The sequence below is a fragment of the Janthinobacterium sp. GW823-FHT06H09 genome (genome assembly GCF_058794735.1).
In genome coordinates this window covers 149496-174254 of record NZ_JBXAHC010000008.1, presented here as the reverse complement: position 1 = coordinate 174254, position 24759 = coordinate 149496, and the positions used below count along the sequence as shown (strand labels likewise).

The following is a 24759-nucleotide window of genomic DNA, read 5'->3' as shown; positions in this document are numbered from 1 at the left end:
TCGTACCGGCGCCGCAAGGCGGCCATGGGCGGTCGCGTGCTTTTAACGGAAGCTCACATGCACCCAATGCTCAACACGGCGATCAAAGCCGCCCGCCGCGGCGCCGCCGTCATCAATCGCGCCTCTTTCGACCTCGACCGCGTCGTCGTCACGGAAAAACAACATAACGATTTCGTCACCGACGTCGACCAGGCGGCCGAACAAGCCATCATCGAGGTGCTGTCCAAAGCCTACCCGGACCACGCGTTCCTGGCTGAGGAATCGGGAGCTTCCGCCAACTCGCACGACGAGAATGAATATCAGTGGATCATCGACCCGATCGATGGCACCACCAACTTTATCCACGGCTTCCCGCAATACTGCATCTCGATCGCGCTCGCGCATCGCGGCGTCGTCACGCAAGCCGTCATCTACGATCCGGTCCGCAACGACCTGTTCACGGCCACCAAGGGCGCCGGCGCCTACCTGAACGAAAAACGCATCCGCGTCACCAAGCTGGACCGCATTTCGAACGCCATGCTGGGCACCGGCCACGGCGCCGGCCCGCGCGCGCTCGACGAATACCTGAAGATGTACCAGATCATGGCCGAACGCAGCCAGGGCGTGCGCAGTGCCGGCTCGGCCGCGCTGGACCTGGCCAACGTCGCTTGCGGCCGCCTGGACGGCTTCTACGAAAAAGGCTTGAAGCCTTGGGATATCGCCGCCGGCGCCCTGATGATCACGGAATCGGGCGGCATCGTCGGTGAATTTTCCGGCGAATCGGACTACCTGTACAAGGGCGACGTCATCGCCGCCAGCCCGAAGATCTTCGGTCAGATGATCCCCCTGCTGGCACCATTCGCCTGATCGCCAGACGCGCCCTGATGTAAAAAAGCTGCCGGAGGAAACTCCGGCAGCTTTTTTTTGGCCCCGGCCAGCCCTCAGCCGCCCCGCATGGCCGGCAGCAGCACGCGGTAAATCTGCAGGAACGCCGGTCCCATCAGCACCACCATCAGCGACGGGAAGATAAAAAAGATCAGCGGGAACAGCAGCTTGAGGGCGATCCTGGCCGCCGTTTCCTCGGCGCGCTGGCGCCGCTTGGTGCGCAGCTGGTCGGACTGCACGCGCAGCGACGCGGCGATGCTCGTGCCGAAGCGCTCGGCCTGGATCAGCAAGGTCACCAGCGCATCGACATCTTCCACCCCGGTGCGCAGGGCCAGGTTGCGCAAGGCCTTGTCCTTGGCGCTGCCGGCGCGCAGTTCCAGCGTCACCAGTTGCAGCTCTTCGGCCAGGACCTTGCTTTTCAAGCCGATTTCCTGCGCCACGCGCGCCAGCGCCGCATCCATGGCCAGCCCCGCTTCGACGCACACCGTCATCAGGTCCAGCGCATCGGGAAAGGTTTCGAACACTTCGCGCTGGCGCTGTTGCAGGCAATGCGACAGCCAGACATTGGGCAGGTAATAGCCGAGGGCGGCCGCCGCGACCAGCCACAACAGCATATTGTGCCCGCCGTGGCGCAGCAGGAAGTACGCCAGCAGCGGCAAGCCCACGAACAAGGCCGTCTTGGCCGCGTAAAACAGGGCGGGCGCGGCCTGGCTGCGCCAGCCGGCATGGACGAAGCGGCTGCGGATGGGCGAACTTTCCCAGCCCTCGTCCGGCAGCGACAGCCTGGCCAGCGGGCGCGTCAGGCTGACGGCATGCGCCAGCCAGCGCCGTCTGGCATGGCGCCCGCTATCGCCGGCCGCGCCGGCATCGCCCAGCGCCTGCAGCCGCTCCTGCACGGCGCTGCCGGCGAATATGCGCAGCACCAGCAAGGCCAGCGCGAAAACGATCAGGAACAGCAGGCCCAGCAAAGCCAGCTGCGCCGCGCTCATGCCGCTCATCGTGTTTTTTCTTTCATGTCACACCCGGATATGGATAATTTTTCTGATGCAGAGCACGCCAACCATCAGCAAGCCCAGCGCCACGCCGACCATCTTGCGCCCGCCCCCATCCGTGTACAGCACGGCGATAAACTGCGGATTCATCACGTGCATCATCAGCGCCGCGCCGAACGGCAGCAGGCCCAGGACCCAGGCCGACATGCGCCCTTCGGCCGACAGCACGCGCACCTGTCCCAGCAATTTCAGGCGGTCGCGGATGATGGCGCTGATGCTGCTCAGCAATTCAGTCAGGTTGCCGCCCGTTTCGCGCTGGATCAGCACGGCGATGACGAAATAGCGCAAGTCCGTGCTGGGCACGCGCGCGGCCAGGTTGCCCAGCGCATCGGCCATCGCGACGCCGAAACTGACTTCGTCGAACACCGCGCGAAATTCCTCGGCCAGCGGCCCCGTCATCTCCTCGCCCACCATTTTCAGCGCGGTGGGAAACGCATGGCCGGCACGCATGGCGCGGCCCATCAGGTCGAGCGCATCCGGCAGCTGCTGCTCAATGCGCACCAGCCGCCGGCTCCTGGCGCGGCGCACCAGCAGATACGGCAGCATGGCGCCGCCCGCGCCCAGGCCCAGGCGCACATACCAGGGCAGCGGCAGCGCGCCGGCCAGCAGCAGGCCGGCCAGAGCGCCGAGTGCGCAATAGCCGAGGAAGCTGGCCACGAGCCAGCGCATGCCCGCCTGCAGCAATAGCTGCTCGATGCGCCCCGCGCCGGGCAAGCCTTCCAGCACGCCTTGCAGAAACGGATGGACGCTCAGCGGGCGCTGCTTGGTGATCGACAGCGCCTGTTCGCCACCGCTGGCCGTATACATGGCTTGCAGGCGCCGCGCCACGCGCGCCGCGCCCGGCCCCCGCGCCGCCTGCCACGCCAGCCAGGCACCAGCCACCAGCAGCAGGACGGCCAGGAAAATAAACAGATAGACAAGGTAGGAAAGCATGGCGTGTCAGCGCCCCGCCGCGGTGGGTTCGAACAGCGAGGCCGGCACGCCGATGCCGAAGCTGTTCAGGCGTTCGAGGAAGCGCGGACGGATGCCGCTGGCCGAGAAATGCCCGACCACCGCGCCGCCCTCGGCCACGCCCGTCTGCCGGAAACTGAAGATTTCCTGCATCGTGATGACCTCCCCTTCCATGCCCGTGATTTCCTGGATCGACGTCACCTTGCGCTTGCCGTCGATCAGGCGCGACACCTGCACCACCACCGACACGGCCGAGCTGATCTGCTGCCGGATGGCCTTGCTGGGCAGGTTGGCCGCCGCCATGCTGATCATGTTTTCCAGCCGCGTGATGGCGTCGCGCGGCGTGTTGGCGTGGATGGTCGCCATCGAACCTTCATGGCCCGTGTTCATGGCGCCCAGCATGTCGAGTGCCTCGGCGCCGCGCACCTCGCCCAGGATGATGCGGTCGGGGCGCATGCGCAGCGCATTGCGCACCAGCGCGCGCTGGCTCACTTCGCCCTTGCCTTCGATATTCGGCGGACGCGTTTCCAGCCGTACCACGTGCGGCTGCTGCAACTGCAGTTCGGCCGCGTCTTCCACCGTGACGATGCGTTCGGTCTGGCCGATAAAGCCGGAAATCACGTTGAGCATGGTGGTCTTGCCGCTGCCCGTGCCGCCGGAAATGAGGATATTCATCTTCGCCTTGCCCAGGCCCTGCAGCACCTCGGCCATTTCCGCCGTCATGCTGCGGTAGGCGACCAGGTCGGCCAGGCGCAGCGGATCGACGGAAAAACGCCGGATCGACATCACGGGGCCGTCGATGGCCAGCGGCGGGATGATGGCGTTCACGCGCGAACCGTCGGGCAGGCGCGCATCGACCATGGGGCTCGATTCGTCGATTCGCCGGCCCACGCGCGAGACGATCTTGTCGATGATTTTCATCAGATGGGCGTCATCGTCGAAGCAGACGTCGGTCAGCTCGAGGCGGCCGCCGCGCTCCACATAGACCTGCTGGTGGCCGTTGACGAGGATGTCCGACACACTGGCGTCCGACAGCAGGGTTTCCAGCGGGCCGAAGCCCAGCATCTCGTGCTGGATGTCGCGCGTCAGGCTCCTGCGCTCGGCCTCGTTGATGACCACCGCCTCTTCATCCAGCAAGCGCTCGACCAGGCCGCGCAATTCTTCGCGGATGCGCTCCTGCGACAGGCGCTGCATGCTTTCCAGGTCGACCCGTTCGAGCAGCAGCCCATGGATGCGCAGCTTGAGGTCGCGGTAGCCGCGGTTGTCGATGGCCGCCATGCGTTGCGGCGCGAGCGCGGCGATCTTGGCGCTGCCGAGCCGTTCGCGGATGGACAAGGCGGCGATGGGGGAACTAGCCATGAAATGCTCCTGTTCTGGGATGTGGATCAGGCGCGCCGCAGGACGCGGCCCAGCCAGCCCTGGCGCGCCGTGCTGGCCGCGCCGCCGGCCAGGCTGGCGGCGAATTCCTGCAGCGAGCGCGTGATCGGGCTGGCTTTGTCGAGCTGTAAAATCGGCACGCCCTGGTTGACCGAGGCGGCCGCCGAGGCGTAGTGATTGGGCACGGTGCGGTAGACGGCCGTGCCATACGCCGCTTCCAGGTCGCGCAGGCGGATCTCGCCGCCCTTGTCGTGGCGGTTGACGATGATATGCACCTTGTCACTGGCGTATTCGAGCGAGCGGAACATGCTCAGCAGGCGCTTGCCGTCGCGGATGTAGGGCAAGGTCGCCTGCAGGACGGGAAAGATCATGTCGGCGTGGTCCAGCGCGCGCACGCTGACGGCGTCGAGGTTACGGCCCACGTCGAGCACGATGAAATCGTACTGACGCCTGGCCTGCCGGATGATGGCGTCGATGTGTTCGGGCGCCACTTCGCTGGCGTGGGCGGGATCCTCGGGCGCGGCCAGCACGCTGTAGTTGGGCAGGATGTGCAGCATGCTCGATCCCAGGAACGAGGAATCGAGCCGGTGGATGTCGCGCGTGACGTCCGACAGCGTGGCCAGCGGCTTGTTCTCGGAGACGAACAGCGAGGCGTCGCCAAAATGCAGGTTCATGTCGATCAGGGCAACGCGCTGCTGGCCGCCGGCGGCCAGCGCATAACCGAGGTTGCTGGCGATGAAGGTGGCGCCGCTGCCGCCCTTGCACGAGATGAAGGCCAGCACCTTGCCATTGCCATGCTCGCGCCGCTCCAGCTTTTCCTCGATGCGTTCGAGCGCCGCATACAGGCTGGCTGGCGCGGCGGGAAACGGCAGCACGTCGCGCACGCCCGCGCGCATGGCCTGCAGCAGGAATTCGGGCGGCTGCTGGTGGCACAGCACGATGAAAGCCATGCGCGGATGCAGGTTGCTGAGGCGCTCGATGGCGGCCAGGTCGGCGCCGTCGTTCGACGGGCGGTCGAAGATCAGCACGTCGGGCGGCGACTGCGCCGCCTGCAGCGGTTCGAGCGTTTCGCCGCCCGCATCGATCTCGTCGAGCCGGTTGCGGCCGCGCAGCAGCTGGCCCAGTGCGGACAGTGTTTTTTCATCCCTGGAATTGATGGCGATTTTCACGATAGGCCTTGCTGGTTCTGTGGTGATGGTGCCAGCTTCACTTGCGCGCCCCAACGCCGATGGTGAAGGCGGCCGCTTGCGGCGCGGGTGCGGCAAAGCTTTTCTGGTACGCCGCGTAGGCGGCTTGGGCGGCCTTGCCGTCCAAGCCGGCCACGGGGTCGCGGTTCGCGCCCGCCTGCGGCGACAGCATTTGGCGCTGGCGCAGCTGCGCGACGCTGTGGCCGAACTGGCGGTCAAGGTTCGGCGTGGCGGCGCAGCCGCTGGCGGCCAGCGCGGCCAGCAGTACGGGGAGGAAAACGGGATGCTGCATGGTGTGCTCCTATTGAATGTCCGCGCCGGCCGGCGCTGTCTGCGTGGCCGCGTCCTGCCGCGGCCGCGGCGCGGCGGCGCCTTCCATTTTTCCTTGCAAGAAGAACTCGCCGCGGCTGGGCGCCACGTAGGCATCGGTCGGCAGCACGATTTCACTATCGAGTGGCTTGACCAGGTGCGGCGTGATGATGAAGACGAGCTCGGTGCGGTCCGTCTGGAAATCACTGCTGCGGAACAGCGCGCCCAGCACGGGGATCTCGCCCAGGAAGGGCAAGGCCTTGATATTGGTCGTCACATTGTTCTTGATCAAACCGCCGACGGCAAAACTCTGGCCATCGAACAACTGCACCGTCGTGGTGGTGCGCCGCGTGGTAAAGGCCGGCAGCACCGCGTTGGCGGCGGCGCCCCCGCCGGTGGTGATGCCGATGCCTTCGCGGTTCAGCTCCGACACTTCCGGCGCCACCTTCAGGTTGATGCGTCCGCCTTCGAGCACGGTGGGCGTGAACTTGACGGCAATGCCGAATTCCTTTTCCTCCAGCGTGATCTTGTTGGTGGTGCTGTCTTGCGCGACCGGAATGAAAATCTTGCCGCCCGCGAGGAAACTGGCTTCCTGGCCACTGATGGCCATAATGTTCGGTTCGGCCAGCACCTTGACCAGGCCGTCGCGCTTTTGCGCATCGAGCGTGAGACCGTTGCCATTCTTGCCGTTGACGGCACCCAGCTGGCTGGGATGGCCGCTGAGCAAGTTCGACAGCAGGCCGTAGCTCCAGTTGCCGCGCGTGCCGCTGATGCCCACGCTGGCGCCCAGCTGGTCGACCAGGGTCTTCGACACTTCGGCGATCTTCACTTCCAGCATGACCTGCTGCGGCGCCGCGACCGTCAGCATATTGATGACCTTGACGCCGCCGGCGGCATTGGCAGTGCTGGCGGCGCCGTCGGCCGGCGCCGCCGCTTCGCCCGCGCCGCGCTGGGCATAGGCTTGCGCCATCTCGAGGATCTGGCTGGCCTTGACGCTGTCGCTGACCTGCCCCGACAGCACGATGCTGCCGCCGGCCGCGCCCACCTTGACGGCATGCTCGCCGGGGAAGACATAGGCCAACTGCGCCTGCAAGCCCTCGACATCGATCTCGACTTCAATATCGACGATCACGGGGCGCTGCTGCCGGTCCCACAGGATAAGGTTGGTGCTGCCCGGGGCCAGGCCCCAGACGAACAGCTGGCTGGACGAGCCCAGCATCCTGGCGCCGGCCACGCGCGGATCGTTGACGGCGATCTGCGACACCGGCAGGCTCAGGCTGCGCAAGGTGGACTTGCCCACGGCAATGCGCACGGGCGCGCCCAGGCGGGCGATATCGGCGCCCAGCGACATGGGCGGCGCCGCGACTGGCGCCATGACGGCCTGCCGGGAAGGCGCCGCCGCGCCGGCGCTGCCTGGCCAGGCCAGGCCCGCGGCCGCGCCGCCCAAGGCCAGGGCCAGGCGGATGCCCGCACTCGAGGCGTGCTTACGAAATGTATTCATCGATCATCCTTGCTTGCCTGCTGATTTAAAATTGCTGGACGCTGGTATCCATGCCCTTGATGACGGTGACGCTGTCGCGCGCGGCAGCGCGTGCCGGGGCCGTCTGACGCCGCGCCGCGCGCACGGGCGCCGCCGCCGGCGCCAGCGCCTTCAATTCCAGCAGCGACTCCTTGGTGGCGCCGCCCGTGTCGGCGGGCGCCGGATCGACCTGGTTGCGCAGCACCAGCGACAGGCTGCCCACGCTGCGCGCCAGGTCCAGCTTTTCCACCTGCTCCGGCGTCAGCTCCAGGGTCACGGCGTTGACCACCTTGGGCTTGTTGTCGTCGCGGCCGGATTCCTGCGCCACGGCCAGCACCAGGATGCGTTCGAGCACGATCTTGGAAATGGCCAGCGGCCCGCCGCCCGCCGGCCTGGCGCGGTCATCCTGCGTATGCACGAGAATGTCGACGAAGTTGCCCGGCAGCGCGAAGCCGGCCACCCCCACCACGTCGTTGACGCGCACGGTCATGGCGCGCTTGCCGGCAGCGACGATGGCCGACAGGCCACCGGTGGCGCCGGGCGGCGCGAGCTTGCTTTCCAACACAGGCTCGCCCCTGCTGACGGCGCTGCGCGTGATGCGCCCGTCCAGCGCGCCGGCCTCGCCAAACGCACCCGGCGGCATGGCGCCCGCCGGCCAGTCCATGCCGCGCAGCATGGCCGGCGTCACCTTCGCGCCCACGCCGATATCGACCAGCGCGACCATCACCGTCTGGCTGGCCGGCGCGCCCTGCCCTGACATCCAGCGGGCGGCCGCCAGCACGGCGCCGCCCGCCATCAGCAACGCCAGCAGCAGCACGATCGCAACGCGGCTATTTCTCATGATTTATCCTCTTGGTGAAACATGGGTTTCCGCGCGCACGCGGCCATATGCTGCCCGGCGCGTCATGCATGGCCGCCGGCCGCCAGGGCCAGGCTGATGGCGGTGCCGGCGGCAATGGCGATCGCGTACGGCAGGCTGCCGCTTGCCAGCGCGGGCGGGCCGACCTGCGGCGCCTCGCCTGCCGCGGCGCGCAGCCAGCCTTGCAGCAGCAATTGCCGGGCATTGGCCAAGGCCTGGCGCAGCGTGCCCTGGCACAGGGCGACGGCCAGCGCCAGCACGCCGCCAGCAAGCAGGCTGCACAGCACGGCAAACACGGCGGGGCGCGGGCCCAGAAACGCCCCCACCATCGCCATCAGCTTGACGTCGCCCGCGCCCAGCGCCTTCAGCGCATACATGGGCAGCAGCAAGCCCAGGCCGACGGCCAAGCCGCCCAAGGCCAGCCACGGCCCGGCCGGCGTCAGCCCTGGCAACGCCAGGCTGTTGAGCAGCACGCCGAGCAAGGCACCGGAAAAGACCAGCCGGTTGGGAATGCGCCGGCGGCGCACGTCATGCCAGACAGCGGCGGCCAGCAGCCCCCACAAGACTATGGCGGGGCTGAACGTCCAGAAAGAATGAGGGTCCATCGTGTACCTGATGCAAGCCGAGCGCATGACGGCATGCGCATCGTTGGGCGGGAAGCCGGCAGGCCAGTGCGCATGGGCAGCTGGCATGCCGGGGTGCAGCGCGGTGGGCGGGCGTCTTAGATCGCCGCGCCCGTCAACTTGGTGCCGATGGCCTTGAAGGCGCCATCGAGGCCGGTGGTGAAATAGCCGACGGCCGTGACCAGCGCCGCCGCCACGAGCGCAGCGATCAGCGCATATTCGATGGCGGTCACGCCATCTTCTTCGGCGATAAAGTTTTTAATGAAATTCATATTATTCCCTTTCAGGTCAAGTTTTAAACATGATAAAAACTGAAAATACAGTCTGAAAATAAAAACATTCACCTTGTTTTTATTTGCCAATTTCTGATGCGTGTATTTTATATAAACAAACATTAAATCGAATCAGAGAAAAGTCATTTTATGTACAGTACAAACCATCTTAATTTTTTGTCCACAATCAGGACATATGTACTATCCCTCCGCAGGCAGGGACTCGGCCAGCCGGTTGCGGGTGGCGTACACATATAATTCCAAGCGGTTGGTGACATCGAGCTTGCTGTAGATCGATGTCAGATGATTACGCAAGGTTTGCTCCGAGATAAAAGCGCGCTGGGCTATTGCACGGTTCAGCGCGCCATTTCCTTCCACCATCATGGCGACAATCTTGCGCTCCTTCAGCGTCAGCCTGGCGATCCGCTGCTCTTCCGGATCGGGTGTCGCTTCCGGCTTGTTGAGCACGCCCAGCATGCTGTCGAGCAGCGCCGGAGCCAGGCACAACTCGCCCTGATGCAGGCGGGCGATGGCGTCGACCATTTGCTTGACGGGCGTCTCCTTGCCCACCACCGCGCGCACACCGCTGCGCACGGCGCGTCCGCACTCGGCCTGGTCCTGCGTGCCGCTGAACAGCAATACGCGCGAGACGCCATTGCCGAGCAGCTGCGGCAGATAATCGATGGCGCAGGCGCCGCCGCAGCCCAGATCGGCGTCAAGCACGATGACGTCGGGACACAGGGTCCGGGCCAGCAGCAGCGCGCCGTCGATCTCGGTGGCGCTGGCCACCACCTGCATTGCCGGCTGGGCGCCGGCGAGCAGCTGCTCCAGGCCCCACAGCCAGGTTTTGTGGTCCGACACCAGCATGACGCGTATGACATTTTTTGTTGACATGCTTTACCTCTTAACGTGTAACCCATTCCCTTCGGGGAATGTTGTTGATCCGAATCGGATTGCCAGCCTCGCCCGCGCGCGCCTCTGTTGCCGCGCGCAGGGGAGGAAGTCATGGGGGCACGAAGGAAGAGGCCTTGGGCCGGCACGCGCAAACGCGGTGCGTGACCCACGCCAGCGGTCGCCGCACGCCGGGCGAGTGCCGATGGATGGGCAGCGCGGCCAGGGCGGGCGCGCCGCCGGCGCGCCATCGCTGCTGCCATCGCTGCTGTTGCTTACATTGCAGCATTTTTATTGCATCACCTTGCAAAACAAGTCTTTGCCTGCACGCAGGACAATCCTGACACCAAGCCTGTTTTCATACCCGCGCATATTACTCCCGGCCCTGTAGGGACGGGGGCCGCACACTTGAAATAAGGCGCTTAATTACGATTATCTTGACCTGTAATAATTTAATGGGAAGACATGCCCTTGAAAATCGATATAGAATAATCGCCAGTCAAATGGCGTAATACCATCCGCCCGACATTCTTCATCGCGGCACCTAACCGGATTAATCCCATGCGTTTAAAACAGGCCGATTCCCCTATATTCCGCAAGCAAAGCGGACAGGGCGGCGCCACCTTGCTGGAATTGGCCCTGATAACGCCGGTCTTTCTCATGCTGATAATCGGCATCATTGAAATGAGCATGGCGTATTTTGCCAATATGACCATGCAGCATGCGGTGCGCGAAGGCGCGCGCTATGCCGTCACGGGGGCAAAAGACCTCGACCCCGACAGCGCCAACCAGCAGCGCTACCAGGCCGTGATACAAAAAATACGCGACAGTTCCATGGGCATGTATGACAAGGTCAGCCCCGTGATCTCCGTCAACGGCAGCGATGCGGTCGGCGCCGCCATGTTCGGCCAGGCCGGCGATATCGTCGTCATCTCCGTCGATTGCCGCTGGGCGTTTGCCACGCCGATGATCCGGGCCCTGTTCCGCGACGGCCAGGCGCATTTCGTGGTGGCCGCCACCATGCGCAATGAAAGCTTTGGCGGCCTGTGATGCGCGCCCGCCCTCCTGCGCCGCGCGCCGCGCGCGGCATCGCCGCCGTGGAATTTGCCATCGTTCTGCCGCTGCTGGCGCTGCTGCTGTTCATGCTGGCCGACCTGTCGCGTGCCATCCAGGCCAAGACCATCCTGCTCAACATCAGCCGCGAAGGCGCCAACCTGGCCTCGCGCTCCACGTCCGACCTGAGCGGCTCGGGCCAGGCCATCATGAATGCGCTGGCCGCCAGCACGCCGCCGCTGGACATGAACAAGCGCGGCATGATCTACATCACCAAGATCATGGGCTACACGGCAAAGAGCGGCTTGCGCAATATCGTGCTGGAACAATACCGCTGGGATGCCGGCGCCAGGGCCAGCGGCTACCTGCCCGCCAGCCAGGTATGGCAATGCGGCAGCTGGAGCAATGGCACGTGCACCGGCATCGCCAAGGACGAGCATGCCCCCACGGTGGCATTGATGCAGAACCAGCTGGCCGATGGCGAACTGATCTACGCCGTGGAAACGTTCTACGATTTCGACATGCTGTTCGGCACCCTGAACTTTGGCAACAGCACGACGCCCGTGCTGGGCCCCAACCTCACTTCGATGACGGTATTTTGATGCGCATTCCACACAAGCGGCAAGGCGGCCAGGTGCTGATCATGGTGGCGCTGTCGGCCGTCGTCCTGATCGCCTCGGTGGGCCTGGCCGTCGATTCCGCCCTCGGCTACTTCGTCAAGGCCAAGCTCAATGCGGCCGTCGACTCGGCCAGCCTGGCGGCGGCGCGCGGCGTCACTGCGGGCAGCTCGGAAGAGGCGCAGCGGGACAGCGCGCGCCAGGCGGCCAGGGAGTTTTTCGACATTAATTATCCGGACAACTTCCTGCTCTCGACGCCGGTCCTCGATCCCGTCGACGTCACGTTCGACAGGGGCACCGTCACCATCGACGTCTCGGCCACCGCCTCGCTGCCCGTCTCGCTGATGGGCATACTCGGCTTCAAGACCCTGAACGTGGCGGCCAGCGCGCAAACCATCCGCAAGGACCTGGACATGGTGCTGGTGATGGACACGTCGCGTTCGCTGGAAAACAATGCGGACGCCGTGCGGGCGGCAGGCAAGTCCTTCCTGAACAAATTCAATTCCACGGTCGACCGGGTCGGCTTGCTGCATTTCGCCTCGGAAGCGCAAATCGACGTCCCGATCAGGCAGGTCGAGCGCGGTTTCGACCGCGACAGCATGACCATGAAAAATGGAAAGATCGATCAATTCACGTTTGTCGGCGGCACCAATTCTTCCGCCGGCATGTTCCAGGCGCGCAAACAGCTGAACGACATCGCGCAGGTCAACCGCTCCAGCCTGCGCGTCATCGTGTTTTTTTCCGATGGCTCGCCGGCGGCGTTTTCCGCGTACTTCCCCAACAAGGACAACAAATGCAAGGACGCAGGCGGCCTCGCCACCTTTCCGAAACTGCAAAACCCGGCATTGGCAGGCCTGTACAGGATGAAAGTGAGCGACTCGCTCCAATACGGCGATTGCGCCGCCAGTCAGATCACCGCGCTTCCCGCATGGTATAACGCGAATAATGACGCGGCGCTGCGCGAGTTTCCCATCGTCACCAATACGCCCCGCGTCGTAACCGCTTCCACCGCAACGGCGCAAGCGCAATGGACGAATGTGCACCGCGCCTCGCGCAACCTGGTTGAAGCGATGGCGGCAAAAGCGCGCCAGGAGGGCATTTTTGTCTTTACCCTGGGCATGGGCGCCTCGCTGAAAACCAAGGAAGGGCCGGACAACGAGCTGGGCGAAGACTTGCTGCGCTGCCTGGCCAACACGACCGATGCAAAAGCGGCTTGCCGCAAGCCGGCCGAGCCCGTGGGCCTGTACTGCTATGCGGCCACCGAAAGCGAGCTGAGCCCATGTTTCACGCGGCTCGCCTCGGCCATCCTGCGCATTTCCAAATAAGGCCAGGCCGCCCTCTAGAAGGCGAAACAGCTGCAGCCCAAGGTGCCCCAGAAGCCGGAAAAGTCGCTGATCGGCACGGCCGACTTGCGCGCCCGGTCATGCGCATGCGCATGCACGCCGCAGGCGCCCGCGCACTGGTGCGGCAGCACGGCTTGCGCCGGCCTGGCCGCAGGCCGGTAATGACCGGGCACCGTGCGCACGGGCGACCACTCGGGCAGCACGGGAATGGGCGGCGGCGCCAGGGTCGTGAATTCCGCCTGGCCGTAGACGACCTTGCCGCCCACCATGGTCAGCACGGATTCGATGGACTTGATCGCCTCTTCCGGCACCGTAAAGTAATCGGCCGACAGCACGCTCAAATCAGCCAGCATGCCCTCGCGGATGCGCCCCTTCTTGCCTTGCTCGCTGGAGAACCAGGCGCTGCCCGCCGTCCACAGCTCCAGCGCCGTGTCGCGCGACAACCTGCCCGCCGCATCCGTCAGGGCCAGGCCGCCCACGGTGCGCCCCGAAACCAGCCAGTACAGCGCCGTCCACGGATTGTAGCTGGCGACCCTGGTCGCATCCGTGCCGCCGCCGACGGGCACGCCCGCGTCCAGCATGCGCTGCACGGGCGGCGTGGCCTTCGCCGCCTCCGCGCCATAACGCTCGACGAAATACTCGCCCTGGAAAGCCATGCGGTGCTGGATGGCCACGCCGCCGCCCAGCGCTTTCACGCGGTCGATATTTTTCGGGCTGATGGTTTCCGCGTGGTCGAACAGCCAGTGCAAGCCGCCGAACGGCGTGTCGCGGTTGACCTTTTCAAACACGTCGAGCATGCGGCCGATCGATTCGTCATAGGTGGCGTGCAGGCGGAACGGCCAGCGCTGCTCGACCAGGTGGCGCACGACCTTTTCCAGCTCATCCTCCATGCCGGCCGCCAGCTCGGGACGCGGCTCGAGGAAATCCTCGAAGTCGGCGGCGGAAAACACCAGCATTTCGCCGGCGCCGTTGTGGCGATAGTAATCCGTGCCATCGCCGGGTTTCACCATGCCCGTCCACTTCTGGAAGTCCTGCAATTCCGCGCCCTTGTTTTGCGTGAACAGGTTGTAGGCGATGCGGATGGTCAGCTGCTCTTTTTGCGCCAGCTCGTCGACGACCGCGTAATCCTCGGGATAATTCTGGAAGCCGCCGCCCGCGTCGATGGCGCTGGTCAGCCCCAAGCGATTGAGTTCGCGCATGAACTGGCGCGTGGAGTTCACCTGCAATTCCAGCGGCAGCTTGGGGCCTTTCGCCAGGGTCGCATACAGGATCATGGCGTTCGGCCGGGCGATCAGCAAGCCCGTGGGGTTGCCCGATGCATCGCGCACGATCTCGCCGCCGGGCGGGTTCGGCGTATTTTTATCGTAGCCGACGGCGCGCAGGGCCGCGCGGTTGAGCAAGGCGCGGTCGTACAGGTGCAGGATGAAGACGGGTGTGTCGGGCGCGGCCGCGTTGAATTCGTCCAAGGTGGGCATGCGCTTTTCCGCGAACTGGAATTCGTTCCAGCCGCCCACCACGCGCACCCATTGCGGGTTTGGCGTGCGCAAGGCTTGTTCCTTGAGCATGCGCAGGGCGTCGGCCAGCGAGGGCACGCCTTCCCAGCGCAGTTCCAGGTTGTAGTTCAAGCCGCCGCGGATCAGGTGCAGGTGCGAGTCGTTCAGGCCGGGAATCACCGTGCGGCCACCCAGGTCGATCAGCTGGGTGGCGGGACCGCGATGACGGATCACGTCTTCGACGTCGCCCACGGCGAGGAATTTGCCATCGGCGATGGCGACGGCGGACGCCAGCGGCTGCGTCCTGTCGACCGTGTGGAAACGGCCATTGAGCAAGATCGTGTTTGCGTGCATGGGAACTCCCGAATCATGTAAAAACACGGCCCCGCCGGCGAGCGGCGGAGCCGGAGTCAGTGAAAAATCAATGGCCTTCGCTGGCGTTGAACATGGATTTGGCGTAGATCAAGCCCAGGCCATAGCCGCCGCCGTGCGCCACGGCCGTCGCCACCGTCTCGTTGTAAGTCTCGCCGCGGGCCCAGTCGCGCTGCAGTTCCAGCAGGTATTGCACGGACGTCATCGGCTGCGCGCCCGCCTGTATCATGCGCTGCATGGCCATCGCATGGGCTTCGTCGGAGACGTCGCCGCTGGCGTCGGCGATCACGTACACCTCGAAGCCCTGCTCCAGCGCCGACAATGCAGGGCCCACGATGCAGACGGATGTCCACAGGCCGGCCAGCACGATCTTGCCCTTGCCGTAGCCATTGACCTTGTCGGCGATGCGCGCGTCTTCCCAGGTATTCATGCTGGTGCGGTCGATCGGCGCCTGCTCGGGGAAGACGGACTGGATCTCGTCAAAAATAGGGCCGGAGAACGATTTGGCGGCCACCGTCGTCAGAATCGTCGGCACCTTGAATTGCGCCGCCGCCTTGGCCACCAGGGCCGCATTGTTGCGCAGCAAGGCCAGGTCGATCGAACGGGTGGCGAACGCCATCTGCGACTGGTGGTCGATCATGATCAGGGTATGATCGTTTGGAGTCAGCAGTTTGTGGGCGGCTTGGGCGGTGGCGATAGGCATGATGTTTTCCTTAGTGAAAATAATTGAATATAAAAAAGAGAGGTCCTTGTACGGCATTTCTGCTCCTGCCCTTGCGTCACGCTGTGTGTGCCGGGCCAGTGCTATGCAGTATGGACGAGATACTTTGAAAACAAAAACGGAAAGAATGCCAAGCTATGTGCAATTTTTTCGATAATGAAAAATAGCCGCTGCGGCGGCCTGTCAATCAAGGAGAAAACATGGGATTTGAATTCAGGATCGCGGCCAGCCTGGCGCCGCGCCAGCGCCAGCATCTCGAACAGCTGCTGGCGGCACTGCCGCAGGCGCCGCGCGCAACCGGCGCCGCCATGCCCGACACCGACGCCAGGCTGACGGATGCGGGCCTGTATATATGCCAGCACCTGCGCCCCGACCCGTGGCATGGCCTGGACGCCGTGCGCGGCTACCTCGAGGCGCAGGGCGTCAGCTACACCGTCGACGAGATCGACGACTAGGCTGGCTACAGCTGGCTACAGGGTTCCCTCCAGCATCAGCCGCCAGGTGCGGTAGCTGCCCGTATCGACCGTGCGCAGCAGGCTGCGCGCGCCATCCGCATACAGGCTGCGCGTACGGTAATCCTGCCCCAGCAGGTTGGCGCCCGACAGGCGCAGGCGCAGCCTGTCGCTGACTTTCCACAGCGCGTACATATCGAGTTCGCGCTTGCCGCCCTGCCAGGCCAGCAGCTGGCCGGACTCGCGCGAGCGCCCGCCCGCCTGGTAATTCAGGTCAGCGCCCAGGCTCAGGGGCAGGCGGGCCAGCTGGTAATCTCCTCCCACGTTGGCGCTCCACGGCAGCTGGCTGTCGAGGCGGCTATCGGGGCCGGGCACGGCATCGAGCCTCGACCAGTTGCGCGCCACGTTGGCCCGCAAGTCCAGCGCGGGAGCGCCCGCCCACAGCGCCGTCAAGGGCAGCTTCGCTTCCAGCGCGATCGAGCGCACGCCGGCATGGCCATGGTTGACGGGCGTGCTCACCCAGCGCCCGTTGTCCTGGTACAGGCGCTCCAGCATCACGTCGCTGATGCGCCGCAGCGAGGCGCTGGCGCCCAGCATGGCGCCCGCGCCCGGATAGTATTCATAGGCGGCATCAAGGCCCCAGGCCAGCTCCGGGCGCAGCGCCGGATTGCCCTGGGTGTCGGGATTCGCGGGACTGTTGCCATTGTCGACCGTGTACGGGCGCGGGATCAGCTCGAAAATCTGCGGCGCCTTGTAGGTGCGCGTAACGGCCAGGCGCACCTGCTGCTTGCCGCCGGACTTCCACAGGCTTTGCAGCAAGGGGCTCCATACCTGCGCGCGCACGTCGACCGGCTCGCCGCCGCCCGTGGCGCTGGCCGTGCGCCAGCTTTCCCAGCGCAAGCCCAGGTACAGCGACCAATGCGCGGACAGCTCCCATTCATCCTGCGCGAACAGGGCCAGGCGCCGCACTGTGGCCGCATAGTCTTCGTCGCTGAGCACGGGCGGCCCGCCCGGCTCCAGCTGGCGTTCGCGGCGAAAATCCGTGCGCCGCCGGTGCCCCGCATCCCAACCCGCCGCCAGCGTGTGGTGTTCGCCCAGCGCGCGGCGGTAGGTGCCGCTCGCCTGCACGCCCACCTCGTCCAGGCCCGAATCGACCAGGCGCGTGATGCCCTGTCCCGGCGCCGCGCCGCGGCCCAGGAACTGATAATCATTGGCGCGGTGATTGATGCTGGCGCCCAGCTTCACGTCGAGACTGGCGCCATGGTCGAGCTTGCGCAGCCAGTGCAGGTCGCTGCGCACGGTGCTGCTGTCCTGGTTGAAATGGGCCTGGTTCTCCGGATAGGCGGTCGTGCCGCCCAGGTAAGCCGTTTCCTGCGCATGGCGGCGGCTGGCCAGGCGGCGCACGTTGACCAGGCTTTGCCAGGCCAGGCTGCCCTCCCCCGCCAGCGCCCATTGCACGCGGGGCGCCAGCTCGATGGCGTCGCTCGTCACGCGCTCGGTGAGCGGCACGTGGCGCACCACCGTGGGCGCGCCCGCTGCGTCGAATTCGCGGCTCCACTCGTCGAGCAGCGCTTCGCGTCCCGTATGGCTGAGCGTGCCGGCCAGCGCGTACGACCGGCGTCCATCCTTGTCCGACCACTGCACGGTGGCACTGCCGGCGGGCATGCCGTGGCTGGCGGACGCGCCCAGCTTGAACGTGCGTTCGCGCCGCCCGCCCGACTTTTTCAGCACGATGTTGATGGAACCGGCGATCGCCTGGGTGGAAAATTCCGCCGTGGCGGCGCGCATGATTTCCACGCGCTCGACCAGTTCCGGGTCCAGCGCGTCGAGCGAAAAGCCGGGCGCCACGGGCACGCCATCGAGCATGATCAAGGTATAGCCCTGGCCCAGGCCACGCATCTGGATTTGCCCGCCAGCGGCGCCCGCAGCCGCGCCGGATGGCCCGCCGATGGAAATGCCGGGCAGGCGCTTCAGGGCGTCGGACAGCACGCGGTCGCCCTGGCGTATCAATTCATCGTGGCCGACGACGATGGCGGCGACGGTGTCGTTGCGGCGCTGCTCGGCCTTGCCCGCATTAACCGTCACGGAAGGGAGAATGTCTTCGGCACGGACGTGCGCCGTCAACGGCAGCACGAGGCTGCACAACAAGATACTCAATCGCATGGGGATTCCCGAAGAAAGGATATTTCAGTGAAAACCAAGAGCCTCACGCCGGGGCAGACCTTGCCGAGTCCGCCCCCGTTTGTTGTTCCTGGGTGACAAAATACCGTACGGCGTCAGCGGCCGAACTGCTCCTTGCGCATGCGCAAGGCCCGTTCGCTGGCGTTGGCATCCAGGCCGGCCAGCCAGCGCTGCGGATCTTGCACGCGACCGTCCTGGCGTACCTGGAAGTGCAGGTGCGGCCCCGTCGCGCGGCCTGTGTCGCCCACCGTGCCGATGCGCTGGCCGGCCTCGACGATGGCGCCATCTTCCAGCGCGACGCTGTCGAGGTGGACGTATACCGATTGCAGTCCGCCGCCATGGGCGATGTGCACGGCCTTGCCCAGCCAGTCGTCCTGCGTCACCGTGGCGATGCCATCGGCCACTGCCTGCACGGACGTGCCGCGCCGCGCCGCCAGGTCAATCCCGCGCAAGCCCTTCTGCGTGATGGGGCGCACCACGCCAAAGAAACCCGTGACGCGCATGGTGGCGAGCGGATTGCGCCACGGCGCATGGGCAGGTGCCGCGGCCGGAAGCGGGGCCGGGCTGGCAAAGGACGCGGCCGATGTCCAGGCCCGTGCGGGCTGTAAGGCCGGTGCCGGTTGCAAAGCCAGTGCCGGCTGCAAGGCCACGCTGGCCGCACCCAGTGCGCACAGGACCAGGCCCATGGCCAGCCGGGCGCGCCAGTGCATACTGGCGGCGCTGCTGTCGCGCATGCGGGCCACGCGCTCCAGCATGCTGTCGGGTTGGCCGCCAAACGCCAGGCCGGCAGGGGCACGGGTTTGCAGGCCCAGCTGGCGCACCAAGGCGGCCGCATATTCGCGGCGCTGCTGCTGCGAACGTCCAGCCAGCACATGGCGGTCGCAGCCCAGTTCCTGTGCCCAGGCCAGCTTGCCTGCGAGCCAGCGCGCTGCCGGGTTGAACCACAACAGCAGTTGCACGCCGCTGGCCAGCAGCTGGAGCATGGGATCGCGCCGGCGCGCATGCGTCAGTTCGTGTTCGATGACCAGTTGTTGCTGCTCGGCAGTAAATTGCCGCAAATGCGCGGGCAACAGCAAACGTTGCCGCCACACGCCCACCAGCATGGCCGAGATGGGCGCGTCGATTTCCAGCACGACAGTGCGCTGGGCTTGCAGCTGGCGCAGTTGCGCCGGCGCAAACGCGCCATGCGCGGCCAGGGCTGCCGGCGCCAGCGGCTGCGCCGCCTGGAGCAAGGCCCGCAGTGCGCTGCGGCTACGCCAGCGGCGCCACGCCAGCACGGCCAGACCCAGCGGATACACGCCCAGCCAGAGCGTGGCCAGCATGCTCAGCCAGGCCGTCACCGATGGCGCTTCGACCAGCGGCGCTGGCATGGGTGCGGGGAAGGGCGCGGGCGCGGCCATCGGCAAAACCGCCTCGGGCGCTGCCTGCGCGGCGGCGGGCAAGCTGAACTCGGGTACCACGCTGATCTGCTGGCCCTGCGGCAACAGCGGCAGCAGGAACACGGCGGCCAGCACCAGCGCGGCCGCCAGCCACACGCTGCGCTGAGCCGCCAGCGCGGGCCAGCGCCCCTGCGCCAGGTGCAGCAAGCCTTGCAGCAGCAAGCCGGCGAACAGGCAGGCGGCCGTCGCCTGCAACAAGGTCAGGGCGAACAGGGTCATGGCCTATTCCTTCGCGTCCGCAGGCCAGTCCTGCAGCAGCTGCTCCAGCGCCGCCAGCTCCTGCTGGTCCACCAGTTTGCTGCCCGTAAACATACTGACCGGCAAGGGACTGTCGATTTCCATCACGCGCCGGCCAAAGTCGTGGGCGAACGCGGCCAGGGTGGCCACTTTGTCCACGTTCGCTTCATACACGAGCACGCCGTGCACGCTGCGCTGCAGCAGCATGCCCTTGTCCAGCATGCGCTCAAGCGTCTTGCGCGTGGACGAAAAAGACCAGCCCAGCTCTTCTTCCACGCGGGCATGCAATTCGCGCGCGGACAGCGGGTGGTCTTTCCACAAGGCTTTCAATAACGACAGTTCGGTGACGGAGGGCGTGCTCATGGTGCATCCTTTGAGTGACTGTTGACACAATTATGCGACAACAGTCACACGCATGCAAGCGGTATTTGCGACAACTGTCGCATGCACTGGGCGCCTGTGCTAAAACTCGTCCCACTCATCGTCCCCCGGACGCTGTTTGCCGGCTGGAACTTGCGGCGCATGGGGCGCTGCGGGCTTGACGCTCAGGCGGGCAGGCGCGCGCGCCGCCTTGGGCGGCACGGGACGGCGCACGGCGGGCCGGGGTGCCGGCGCCGCGATGGCGTCCACCTGCGCCGTCCTGAACACGCTCACCGCATCGGCCAGCCGCGCCGCCTGCTCCTGCATGGCTTCCGCAGCCGCGGCGGCCTCTTCCACCAATGAAGCGTTTTGCTGGGTCACATGGTCCATTTCGCTGATCGCCTGGTTGACTTGCTCGATACCGGCCCGCTGCTCATCGCTGGCAGACGAGATATGCCCGACGATGCTGCTGACCTTGTGCACGCTGTCGACGATCTCGTGCATGGTGTGGCCCGCCTCGTCGACCAGGCGCGCGCCGCTCTCCACCTGCGCCACCGAGTCGTTGATCAGGGCCTTGATTTCCTTCGCTGCGCCGGCTGATCTTTGGGCCAGGTTGCGCACTTCCGTGGCGACGACGGCAAAACCGCGCCCCTGCTCGCCCGCCCGGGCCGCCTCGACGGCCGCGTTCAGGGCCAGGATATTCGTCTGGAAGGCGATGCCGTCGATCACGGCGATGATGTCGACGATCTTGCGCGACGAGTCGTTGATCGAACCCATGGTATCGACCACCTGCGCCACCACGCTGCCGCCCTTGCCCGCCACGGTGGAAGCCGACGCGGCCAGGCCGTTGGCTTCATGGGCATTCTGCGCGTTCTGCTGTACCGTGCTGGTCAGTTCTTCCATCGACGAGGCCGTCTCTTCCAGCGAACTGGCCTGCTGTTCCGTGCGCGCCGACAAGTCGAGATTACCCGAAGCGATCTGGCGCGAGGCCGTGGCGATGGCCTGCGTGCCGCCGCGCACCTCGGTGACGATGCGCAGCAGGCTGGCCGTCATGTCCTTCAATGCCTGCATCAGTTCACCCGTCTCGTCCTTCGAGCGCACTTCCACCTGTACCGTCAGATCGCCCTGCGCCACCTGCCTGGCCACGTCGATGGCCGAACGCAGCGGCACGCTGATGTTGCGCGCCAGCCACCAGGCGATCAGGGCGGCCAGGATCAGCGCCGCCGCGCCGCCGCCCAGCAAGGTCCAGTGCGTGCGCGCCTGCAAGGCCGCCGCCGCTTCCGAGCGCTGCGCCAGCAACGCCGTTTCCGCCTGGCCGATCTCGCCCAGCAATGCGCGCATGGCATCCATGCCCTGCTTGCCCCGGCCCTCCTTTTCCAGCGCCAGCACGGGCTCGATGGCCGCCGTGCCCTGCGCCACGGCGCGCCGCATGGCGATCACGGGTTCGAGCGCGCCGGCCAGCCAGGCTTGCTTGGCGGCATCGAGCTTCGCCAGGCGCTCCTGCTGGGCAGGATTGTCGCTGGTCAGGGCGCGCGCCTTGTCCAGGTGTGCGCCGAACGCGGCCTGCCCCGCCTTGTACGGTTCCAGCGAGGCCTCCGCGCCCGTGATCACATAGCCGCGCTGCCCCGTTTCCATATTGATCAGGCTTTCCAAGATCGCGCTGTTTTCAGCGAGTACCTGGTAAGTGTGGGTATTGATGGCATTGGCGTCGGCCAGCCGCGAGACGTTCAATGTGGCGACGGTGACCAGGGCGGCCAGCAACAGGACGATGGTGGCAAACCCGCCGTACAGGCGGGTGGCGATGCGAAGATCGGCAATACGCATGATAGTCCTCCGGGAGTGAACACTCCGGCGCCACGGCGAGTCCCGCAGATGGAGTGCTACAGGCAATAATAATGAAAAACGGCATGCAAAGGCGCACCGTGGCCATGTATTTCTTTTACCTGTGGTATTGCATACTTTAAACAAACTCGGCGGTTTTTTGCCATGCTGTTATACTTCGCGTGTGCGGCACATATGACCAGTCCCCTTGCCGCTGTCTTTCGACCCCTAATCTGATTGCCTGCGACTGGCGCCCCACGATGGCGACAGGCCGATCTCACAATAAAGTTACCATGTCCTTTTCCTCCCTCGGATTGTCCGACGCTATCGTACGTGCCGTTACCGAACACGGCTACACCGTGCCGACCCCGATCCAGTCGCAGGCGATTCCCGCCGTGCTCGCTGGCGGCGACTTGCTGGCCGGTGCACAAACCGGTACCGGCAAGACGGCCGGCTTTACCCTGCCCGTGCTGCACCGCCTGTCGACCGACACGAATGGCGCTGCCATCACCAGCAACACCTCGACGCGCCCGATCCGCGCCCTGATCCTGGCACCGACGCGCGAACTCGCCGCGCAGGTCGAGGAAAGCGTGCGCGCCTACAGCAAGTACACCAAGCTGAACTCCACCGTGATCTTCGGCGGCGTCGGCATCAACCCGCAAATCAAGCAGCTCAAGCATGGCGTCGACATTCTCGTCGCCACGCCGGGCCGTTTGCTCGACCACATGGGTCAGGGCACCGTCGACCTGTCGAAAGTGGAAATCCTGATCCTGGACGAAGCCGACCGCATGCTCGACATGGGTTTCATCCGCGACATCAAGAAAGTGCTGGCCGTGCTGCCGCCGAAACGCCAGAACCTGCTGTTCTCGGCCACGTTCTCGGAAGAGATCAAGGCCCTGGCCGACGGCTTGCTGAACAAGCCGGCCATGATCGAAGTGGCGCGCCGCAATTCGACCGTGGAAGTGATCAAGCAAAAGATCCATCCCGTCGACCGCGACAAGAAGCACCCGATGCTGTCCTACCTGATCAAGTCGAACAACTGGACGCAAGTGCTGGTCTTTACGCGCACCAAGCATGGCGCGAATAAACTGGTCGAGCAGCTGGGCGCGGACGGCATCGGCGCCTTGGCCATCCACGGCAACAAGAGCCAGTCGGCGCGCACGCGCGCCCTGTCGGAATTTAAAGATGGCACCCTGCAAGTGCTGGTCGCCACCGACATCGCCGCGCGCGGTATCGATATCGACCAGTTGCCGCACGTCGTCAACTACGACTTGCCGAACATTCCGGAAGACTATGTGCACCGTATCGGCCGCACGGGCCGTGCCGGCGCCAAGGGCGAAGCCGTGTCGCTGGTCTGCGTGGACGAGCACGAAATGTTGAAAGACATCGAAAAGCTGATCAAGCAAACCCTGCCGCGCGAAGTCATCCCGGGCTTCGAGCCAGACCTGAACGCCCGCGCCCAGCCTGTGCAATTGCGCAGCGGCACCGGCGGCCACCGCAACAACAGCCGCGCGCCAGCCGGCGCCGTCGTGCGCGTGAAAACGGGCGGCAGCGGCGCCAAGCCACGCAGCGCCGGCCCATCGGGCGGCGGTGGCGGCGGCAACCGTTCGGGCAATGCGCCGCGTTCGGCGGCCTCCCACCGCTCCGGCGGCCGCGGCCGCTAAAACGCGGCCTGAAAGCTACTGCGCGGGGCGCTATTGCGTTTGCGTTGCTCGCCGTACTCCAGTACGGCTGCGCTACTCGACGCAATATCACTCCCGCTCGCTACGCTTTCAGGCGGCGTTTGTCTTTGTTAAAAAGACGACAAAAACCGTTCCAGGACTCGCTTCTGGAACGGTTTTTTCATGCACGCCACTGATTGGCAATTTGGGCTAGGATAGTATCCATCTTCCTCACCTGCGTGCCGCCATGCCGAACTTCGCTGCCAACCTCAGCATGATGTTTACCGAACTGCCTTTCCTCGACCGCTTTGCCGCCGCCAGGGAAGCGGGCTTCGATGCCGTCGAGTTTCTGTTTCCCTATGCCGTCGAGGCGCGGCAGATCGCCATGCGGCTGGAACGCCACCATCTGCAGCTGGCCGTCTTCAACTTTCCGCCCGGCGACTGGGAGCACGGCGAACGGGGCATCGCCTGCGACCCGCGCCGGGGCGAGGAATTTCGCACGAATGTGCAGCTGGCACTCAACTATGCGCTGGCGCTGGGGGCGAAACAGCTGCACTGCATGTCCGGCATCGTGCCGCCCGGCATGAGCCTGGAGCGTGCGCGGCAAAGCCTGATCGGCAACCTGCAATTTGCGGCCGACGCCTGCCGTCCGCACGGCATCAACGTGCTGATCGAGCCGATCAACCGCTTTGACATGCCCGGTTACTTTCTGAACCATAGTCAGCAGGCGGCCGACGTCATCGCCGACTGCCAGCGCAGCAATATCTTCCTGCAGTACGACATTTATCACATGCAGCGCATGGAGGGTGAGCTGAGCAACACTATCCGCGCCCTGCTGCCCCTGATCCGCCACATCCAGATCGCCGACACGCCGGGCCGCCACGAACCGGGCACGGGCGAGATCAATTACCGCCACCTGTTCAAGCTGCTCGAGCAGGTCGGCTACGTGGGCTGGGTCGGCTGCGAATACCGTCCCGCCAGCGACACCGTGGCCGGACTGGGCTGGCGCGAACAATGGACCACCACCACGGGCACAACAGGCGCCTGATCGCAGCGCGCTTGCGCCCGCACAAGGCGGGCAACGCAGGCCGGCACGACAATACCT

23 protein-coding genes are annotated in these 24759 nt (G+C 65.5%); 7 read left to right on the top strand and 16 right to left on the bottom strand.

The window, feature by feature from the left end; all coding sequences use genetic code 11:
• Nucleotides 1-66 precede the first annotated feature (66 nt).
• Nucleotides 67-846, top strand: a complete 780-nt coding sequence (locus tag AC1Q6X_RS15680; RefSeq protein WP_070224967.1) for an inositol monophosphatase family protein — start codon at nt 67-69, stop codon at nt 844-846.
• A gap of 74 nt (nt 847-920) precedes the next feature.
• On the opposite strand, the gene AC1Q6X_RS15675 is transcribed toward AC1Q6X_RS15680, so the two are convergent.
• The 10 genes from AC1Q6X_RS15675 to AC1Q6X_RS15630 form a co-directional block, all read right to left on the bottom strand.
• Nucleotides 921-1862, bottom strand: a complete 942-nt coding sequence (locus tag AC1Q6X_RS15675) for a type II secretion system F family protein (RefSeq protein WP_162995604.1) — start codon at nt 1860-1862, stop codon at nt 921-923.
• Nucleotides 1863-1880: 18 nt separating this feature from the next.
• Nucleotides 1881-2849 (bottom strand): type II secretion system F family protein, encoded by a 969-nt coding sequence (locus AC1Q6X_RS15670; protein WP_070291312.1) that lies wholly within the window; start codon nt 2847-2849, stop codon nt 1881-1883.
• A 6-nt stretch (nt 2850-2855) separates the two neighbouring features.
• The gene (locus AC1Q6X_RS15665) at nt 2856-4202 is read right to left on the bottom strand and encodes a TadA family conjugal transfer-associated ATPase (RefSeq protein WP_070291412.1); all 1347 of its coding nucleotides are present in this window, start codon (nt 4200-4202) and stop codon (nt 2856-2858) included.
• Nucleotides 4203-4252: 50 nt separating this feature from the next.
• On the bottom strand, nt 4253-5413 hold the full coding sequence (locus tag AC1Q6X_RS15660) for an AAA family ATPase (RefSeq protein ID WP_492497757.1): 1161 nt from the start codon (nt 5411-5413) through the stop codon (nt 4253-4255).
• Between the two features lie 37 nt (nt 5414-5450).
• Entirely contained in the window at nt 5451-5723 is a 273-nt protein-coding gene (locus tag AC1Q6X_RS15655; RefSeq protein ID WP_230505924.1) for a hypothetical protein, read from the bottom strand.
• A gap of 9 nt (nt 5724-5732) precedes the next feature.
• Nucleotides 5733-7241: a type II and III secretion system protein family protein gene (locus AC1Q6X_RS15650; RefSeq protein ID WP_230505923.1), complete on the bottom strand. Its 1509-nt coding sequence runs from the start codon at nt 7239-7241 to the stop codon at nt 5733-5735.
• 25 nt (nt 7242-7266) lie between these two features.
• On the bottom strand, nt 7267-8100 hold the full coding sequence (cpaB, locus tag AC1Q6X_RS15645) for a Flp pilus assembly protein CpaB (RefSeq protein ID WP_070312942.1): 834 nt from the start codon (nt 8098-8100) through the stop codon (nt 7267-7269).
• A 62-nt stretch (nt 8101-8162) separates the two neighbouring features.
• Nucleotides 8163-8723 carry an A24 family peptidase gene (locus AC1Q6X_RS15640; protein WP_121668931.1) on the bottom strand — a complete coding sequence of 187 codons (561 nt, stop codon included), beginning with the start codon at nt 8721-8723 and terminating at the stop codon, nt 8163-8165.
• Nucleotides 8724-8839: 116 nt separating this feature from the next.
• Nucleotides 8840-9013, bottom strand: a complete 174-nt coding sequence (locus AC1Q6X_RS15635; protein WP_071650303.1) for a Flp family type IVb pilin — start codon at nt 9011-9013, stop codon at nt 8840-8842.
• A 201-nt stretch (nt 9014-9214) separates the two neighbouring features.
• Nucleotides 9215-9907, bottom strand: a complete 693-nt coding sequence (locus tag AC1Q6X_RS15630; protein ID WP_492497756.1) for a LuxR C-terminal-related transcriptional regulator — start codon at nt 9905-9907, stop codon at nt 9215-9217.
• 558 nt (nt 9908-10465) lie between these two features.
• Here AC1Q6X_RS15630 and AC1Q6X_RS15625 point away from each other — a divergent pair.
• Genes AC1Q6X_RS15625 through AC1Q6X_RS15615 form a run of 3 tightly spaced genes read left to right on the top strand, consistent with a single transcriptional unit; the run spans nt 10466 to nt 12899 of the window.
• Nucleotides 10466-10954 carry a TadE/TadG family type IV pilus assembly protein gene (locus AC1Q6X_RS15625; RefSeq protein WP_409026829.1) on the top strand — a complete coding sequence of 163 codons (489 nt, stop codon included), beginning with the start codon at nt 10466-10468 and terminating at the stop codon, nt 10952-10954.
• Nucleotides 10954-11559 (top strand): TadE/TadG family type IV pilus assembly protein, encoded by a 606-nt coding sequence (locus tag AC1Q6X_RS15620; protein WP_492497755.1) that lies wholly within the window; start codon nt 10954-10956, stop codon nt 11557-11559. The genes AC1Q6X_RS15625 and AC1Q6X_RS15620 overlap by 1 nt, the downstream gene beginning before the upstream one ends.
• On the top strand, nt 11559-12899 hold the full coding sequence (locus AC1Q6X_RS15615) for a vWA domain-containing protein (RefSeq protein ID WP_492497754.1): 1341 nt from the start codon (nt 11559-11561) through the stop codon (nt 12897-12899). Before AC1Q6X_RS15620 ends, AC1Q6X_RS15615 begins: the two co-directional genes overlap by 1 nt.
• 14 nt (nt 12900-12913) lie before the next feature.
• Here the strand turns inward: AC1Q6X_RS15615 and AC1Q6X_RS15610 are convergent, their stop codons facing one another.
• Nucleotides 12914-14764 (bottom strand): amidohydrolase, encoded by a 1851-nt coding sequence (locus tag AC1Q6X_RS15610; protein ID WP_492497753.1) that lies wholly within the window; start codon nt 14762-14764, stop codon nt 12914-12916.
• 67 nt (nt 14765-14831) lie between these two features.
• Nucleotides 14832-15485: a hydrolase gene (locus tag AC1Q6X_RS15605; RefSeq protein ID WP_070224955.1), complete on the bottom strand. Its 654-nt coding sequence runs from the start codon at nt 15483-15485 to the stop codon at nt 14832-14834.
• Between the two features lie 218 nt (nt 15486-15703).
• Between AC1Q6X_RS15605 and AC1Q6X_RS15600 the strand changes: the two genes are divergently transcribed.
• Nucleotides 15704-15958 (top strand): hypothetical protein, encoded by a 255-nt coding sequence (locus AC1Q6X_RS15600; RefSeq protein ID WP_070291319.1) that lies wholly within the window; start codon nt 15704-15706, stop codon nt 15956-15958.
• 15 nt (nt 15959-15973) lie between these two features.
• On the opposite strand, the gene AC1Q6X_RS15595 is transcribed toward AC1Q6X_RS15600, so the two are convergent.
• From AC1Q6X_RS15595 to AC1Q6X_RS15580, 4 genes are all read right to left on the bottom strand, one after another.
• Nucleotides 15974-18118 (bottom strand): TonB-dependent receptor plug domain-containing protein, encoded by a 2145-nt coding sequence (locus tag AC1Q6X_RS15595; protein ID WP_492497752.1) that lies wholly within the window; start codon nt 18116-18118, stop codon nt 15974-15976.
• 113 nt (nt 18119-18231) lie between these two features.
• Nucleotides 18232-19794 (bottom strand): M23/M56 family metallopeptidase, encoded by a 1563-nt coding sequence (locus AC1Q6X_RS15590; protein ID WP_070312949.1) that lies wholly within the window; start codon nt 19792-19794, stop codon nt 18232-18234.
• 3 nt (nt 19795-19797) lie between these two features.
• Nucleotides 19798-20175, bottom strand: a complete 378-nt coding sequence (locus AC1Q6X_RS15585) for a BlaI/MecI/CopY family transcriptional regulator (protein ID WP_070291322.1) — start codon at nt 20173-20175, stop codon at nt 19798-19800.
• A gap of 99 nt (nt 20176-20274) precedes the next feature.
• Entirely contained in the window at nt 20275-21996 is a 1722-nt protein-coding gene (locus AC1Q6X_RS15580; protein ID WP_492497751.1) for a methyl-accepting chemotaxis protein, read from the bottom strand.
• A 290-nt stretch (nt 21997-22286) separates the two neighbouring features.
• Between AC1Q6X_RS15580 and AC1Q6X_RS15575 the strand changes: the two genes are divergently transcribed.
• A complete protein-coding gene (locus tag AC1Q6X_RS15575; RefSeq protein ID WP_070291324.1) occupies nt 22287-23657 on the top strand; it encodes a DEAD/DEAH box helicase in 1371 nt (456 codons plus the stop codon).
• Nucleotides 23658-23901: 244 nt separating this feature from the next.
• Nucleotides 23902-24702 carry a 2-oxo-tetronate isomerase gene (gene otnI, locus AC1Q6X_RS15570; protein WP_492497750.1) on the top strand — a complete coding sequence of 267 codons (801 nt, stop codon included), beginning with the start codon at nt 23902-23904 and terminating at the stop codon, nt 24700-24702.
• The last annotated feature ends 57 nt before the right edge of the window (nt 24703-24759 follow it).

Excerpts from the sequence above, each read along its gene's own strand:
- AC1Q6X_RS15670 (WP_070291312.1), bottom strand. The coding sequence starts at position 2,849 with ATGCTTTCCTACCTTGTCTATCTGTTTATTTTCCTGGCCGTCCTGCTG.
- cpaB (WP_070312942.1), bottom strand. The coding sequence starts at position 8,100 with ATGAGAAATAGCCGCGTTGCGATCGTGCTGCTGCTGGCGTTGCTGATG.
- AC1Q6X_RS15585 (WP_070291322.1), bottom strand. The coding sequence starts at position 20,175 with ATGAGCACGCCCTCCGTCACCGAACTGTCGTTATTGAAAGCCTTGTGG.
- AC1Q6X_RS15680 (WP_070224967.1), top strand. The coding sequence starts at position 67 with ATGCTCAACACGGCGATCAAAGCCGCCCGCCGCGGCGCCGCCGTCATC.
- AC1Q6X_RS15620 (WP_492497755.1), top strand. The coding sequence starts at position 10,954 with ATGCGCGCCCGCCCTCCTGCGCCGCGCGCCGCGCGCGGCATCGCCGCC.
- AC1Q6X_RS15610 (WP_492497753.1), bottom strand. The coding sequence starts at position 14,764 with ATGCACGCAAACACGATCTTGCTCAATGGCCGTTTCCACACGGTCGAC.
- AC1Q6X_RS15675 (WP_162995604.1), bottom strand. The coding sequence starts at position 1,862 with ATGAGCGGCATGAGCGCGGCGCAGCTGGCTTTGCTGGGCCTGCTGTTC.
- AC1Q6X_RS15640 (WP_121668931.1), bottom strand. The coding sequence starts at position 8,723 with ATGGACCCTCATTCTTTCTGGACGTTCAGCCCCGCCATAGTCTTGTGG.
- otnI (WP_492497750.1), top strand. The coding sequence starts at position 23,902 with ATGCCGAACTTCGCTGCCAACCTCAGCATGATGTTTACCGAACTGCCT.
- AC1Q6X_RS15635 (WP_071650303.1), bottom strand. The coding sequence starts at position 9,013 with ATGAATTTCATTAAAAACTTTATCGCCGAAGAAGATGGCGTGACCGCC.
- AC1Q6X_RS15625 (WP_409026829.1), top strand. The coding sequence starts at position 10,466 with ATGCGTTTAAAACAGGCCGATTCCCCTATATTCCGCAAGCAAAGCGGA.
- AC1Q6X_RS15590 (WP_070312949.1), bottom strand. The coding sequence starts at position 19,794 with ATGACCCTGTTCGCCCTGACCTTGTTGCAGGCGACGGCCGCCTGCCTG.
- AC1Q6X_RS15605 (WP_070224955.1), bottom strand. The coding sequence starts at position 15,485 with ATGCCTATCGCCACCGCCCAAGCCGCCCACAAACTGCTGACTCCAAAC.
- AC1Q6X_RS15575 (WP_070291324.1), top strand. The coding sequence starts at position 22,287 with ATGTCCTTTTCCTCCCTCGGATTGTCCGACGCTATCGTACGTGCCGTT.
- AC1Q6X_RS15630 (WP_492497756.1), bottom strand. The coding sequence starts at position 9,907 with ATGTCAACAAAAAATGTCATACGCGTCATGCTGGTGTCGGACCACAAA.
- AC1Q6X_RS15650 (WP_230505923.1), bottom strand. The coding sequence starts at position 7,241 with ATGAATACATTTCGTAAGCACGCCTCGAGTGCGGGCATCCGCCTGGCC.
- AC1Q6X_RS15600 (WP_070291319.1), top strand. The coding sequence starts at position 15,704 with ATGGGATTTGAATTCAGGATCGCGGCCAGCCTGGCGCCGCGCCAGCGC.
- AC1Q6X_RS15580 (WP_492497751.1), bottom strand. The coding sequence starts at position 21,996 with ATGCGTATTGCCGATCTTCGCATCGCCACCCGCCTGTACGGCGGGTTT.
- AC1Q6X_RS15655 (WP_230505924.1), bottom strand. The coding sequence starts at position 5,723 with ATGCAGCATCCCGTTTTCCTCCCCGTACTGCTGGCCGCGCTGGCCGCC.
- AC1Q6X_RS15595 (WP_492497752.1), bottom strand. The coding sequence starts at position 18,118 with ATGCGATTGAGTATCTTGTTGTGCAGCCTCGTGCTGCCGTTGACGGCG.
- AC1Q6X_RS15615 (WP_492497754.1), top strand. The coding sequence starts at position 11,559 with ATGCGCATTCCACACAAGCGGCAAGGCGGCCAGGTGCTGATCATGGTG.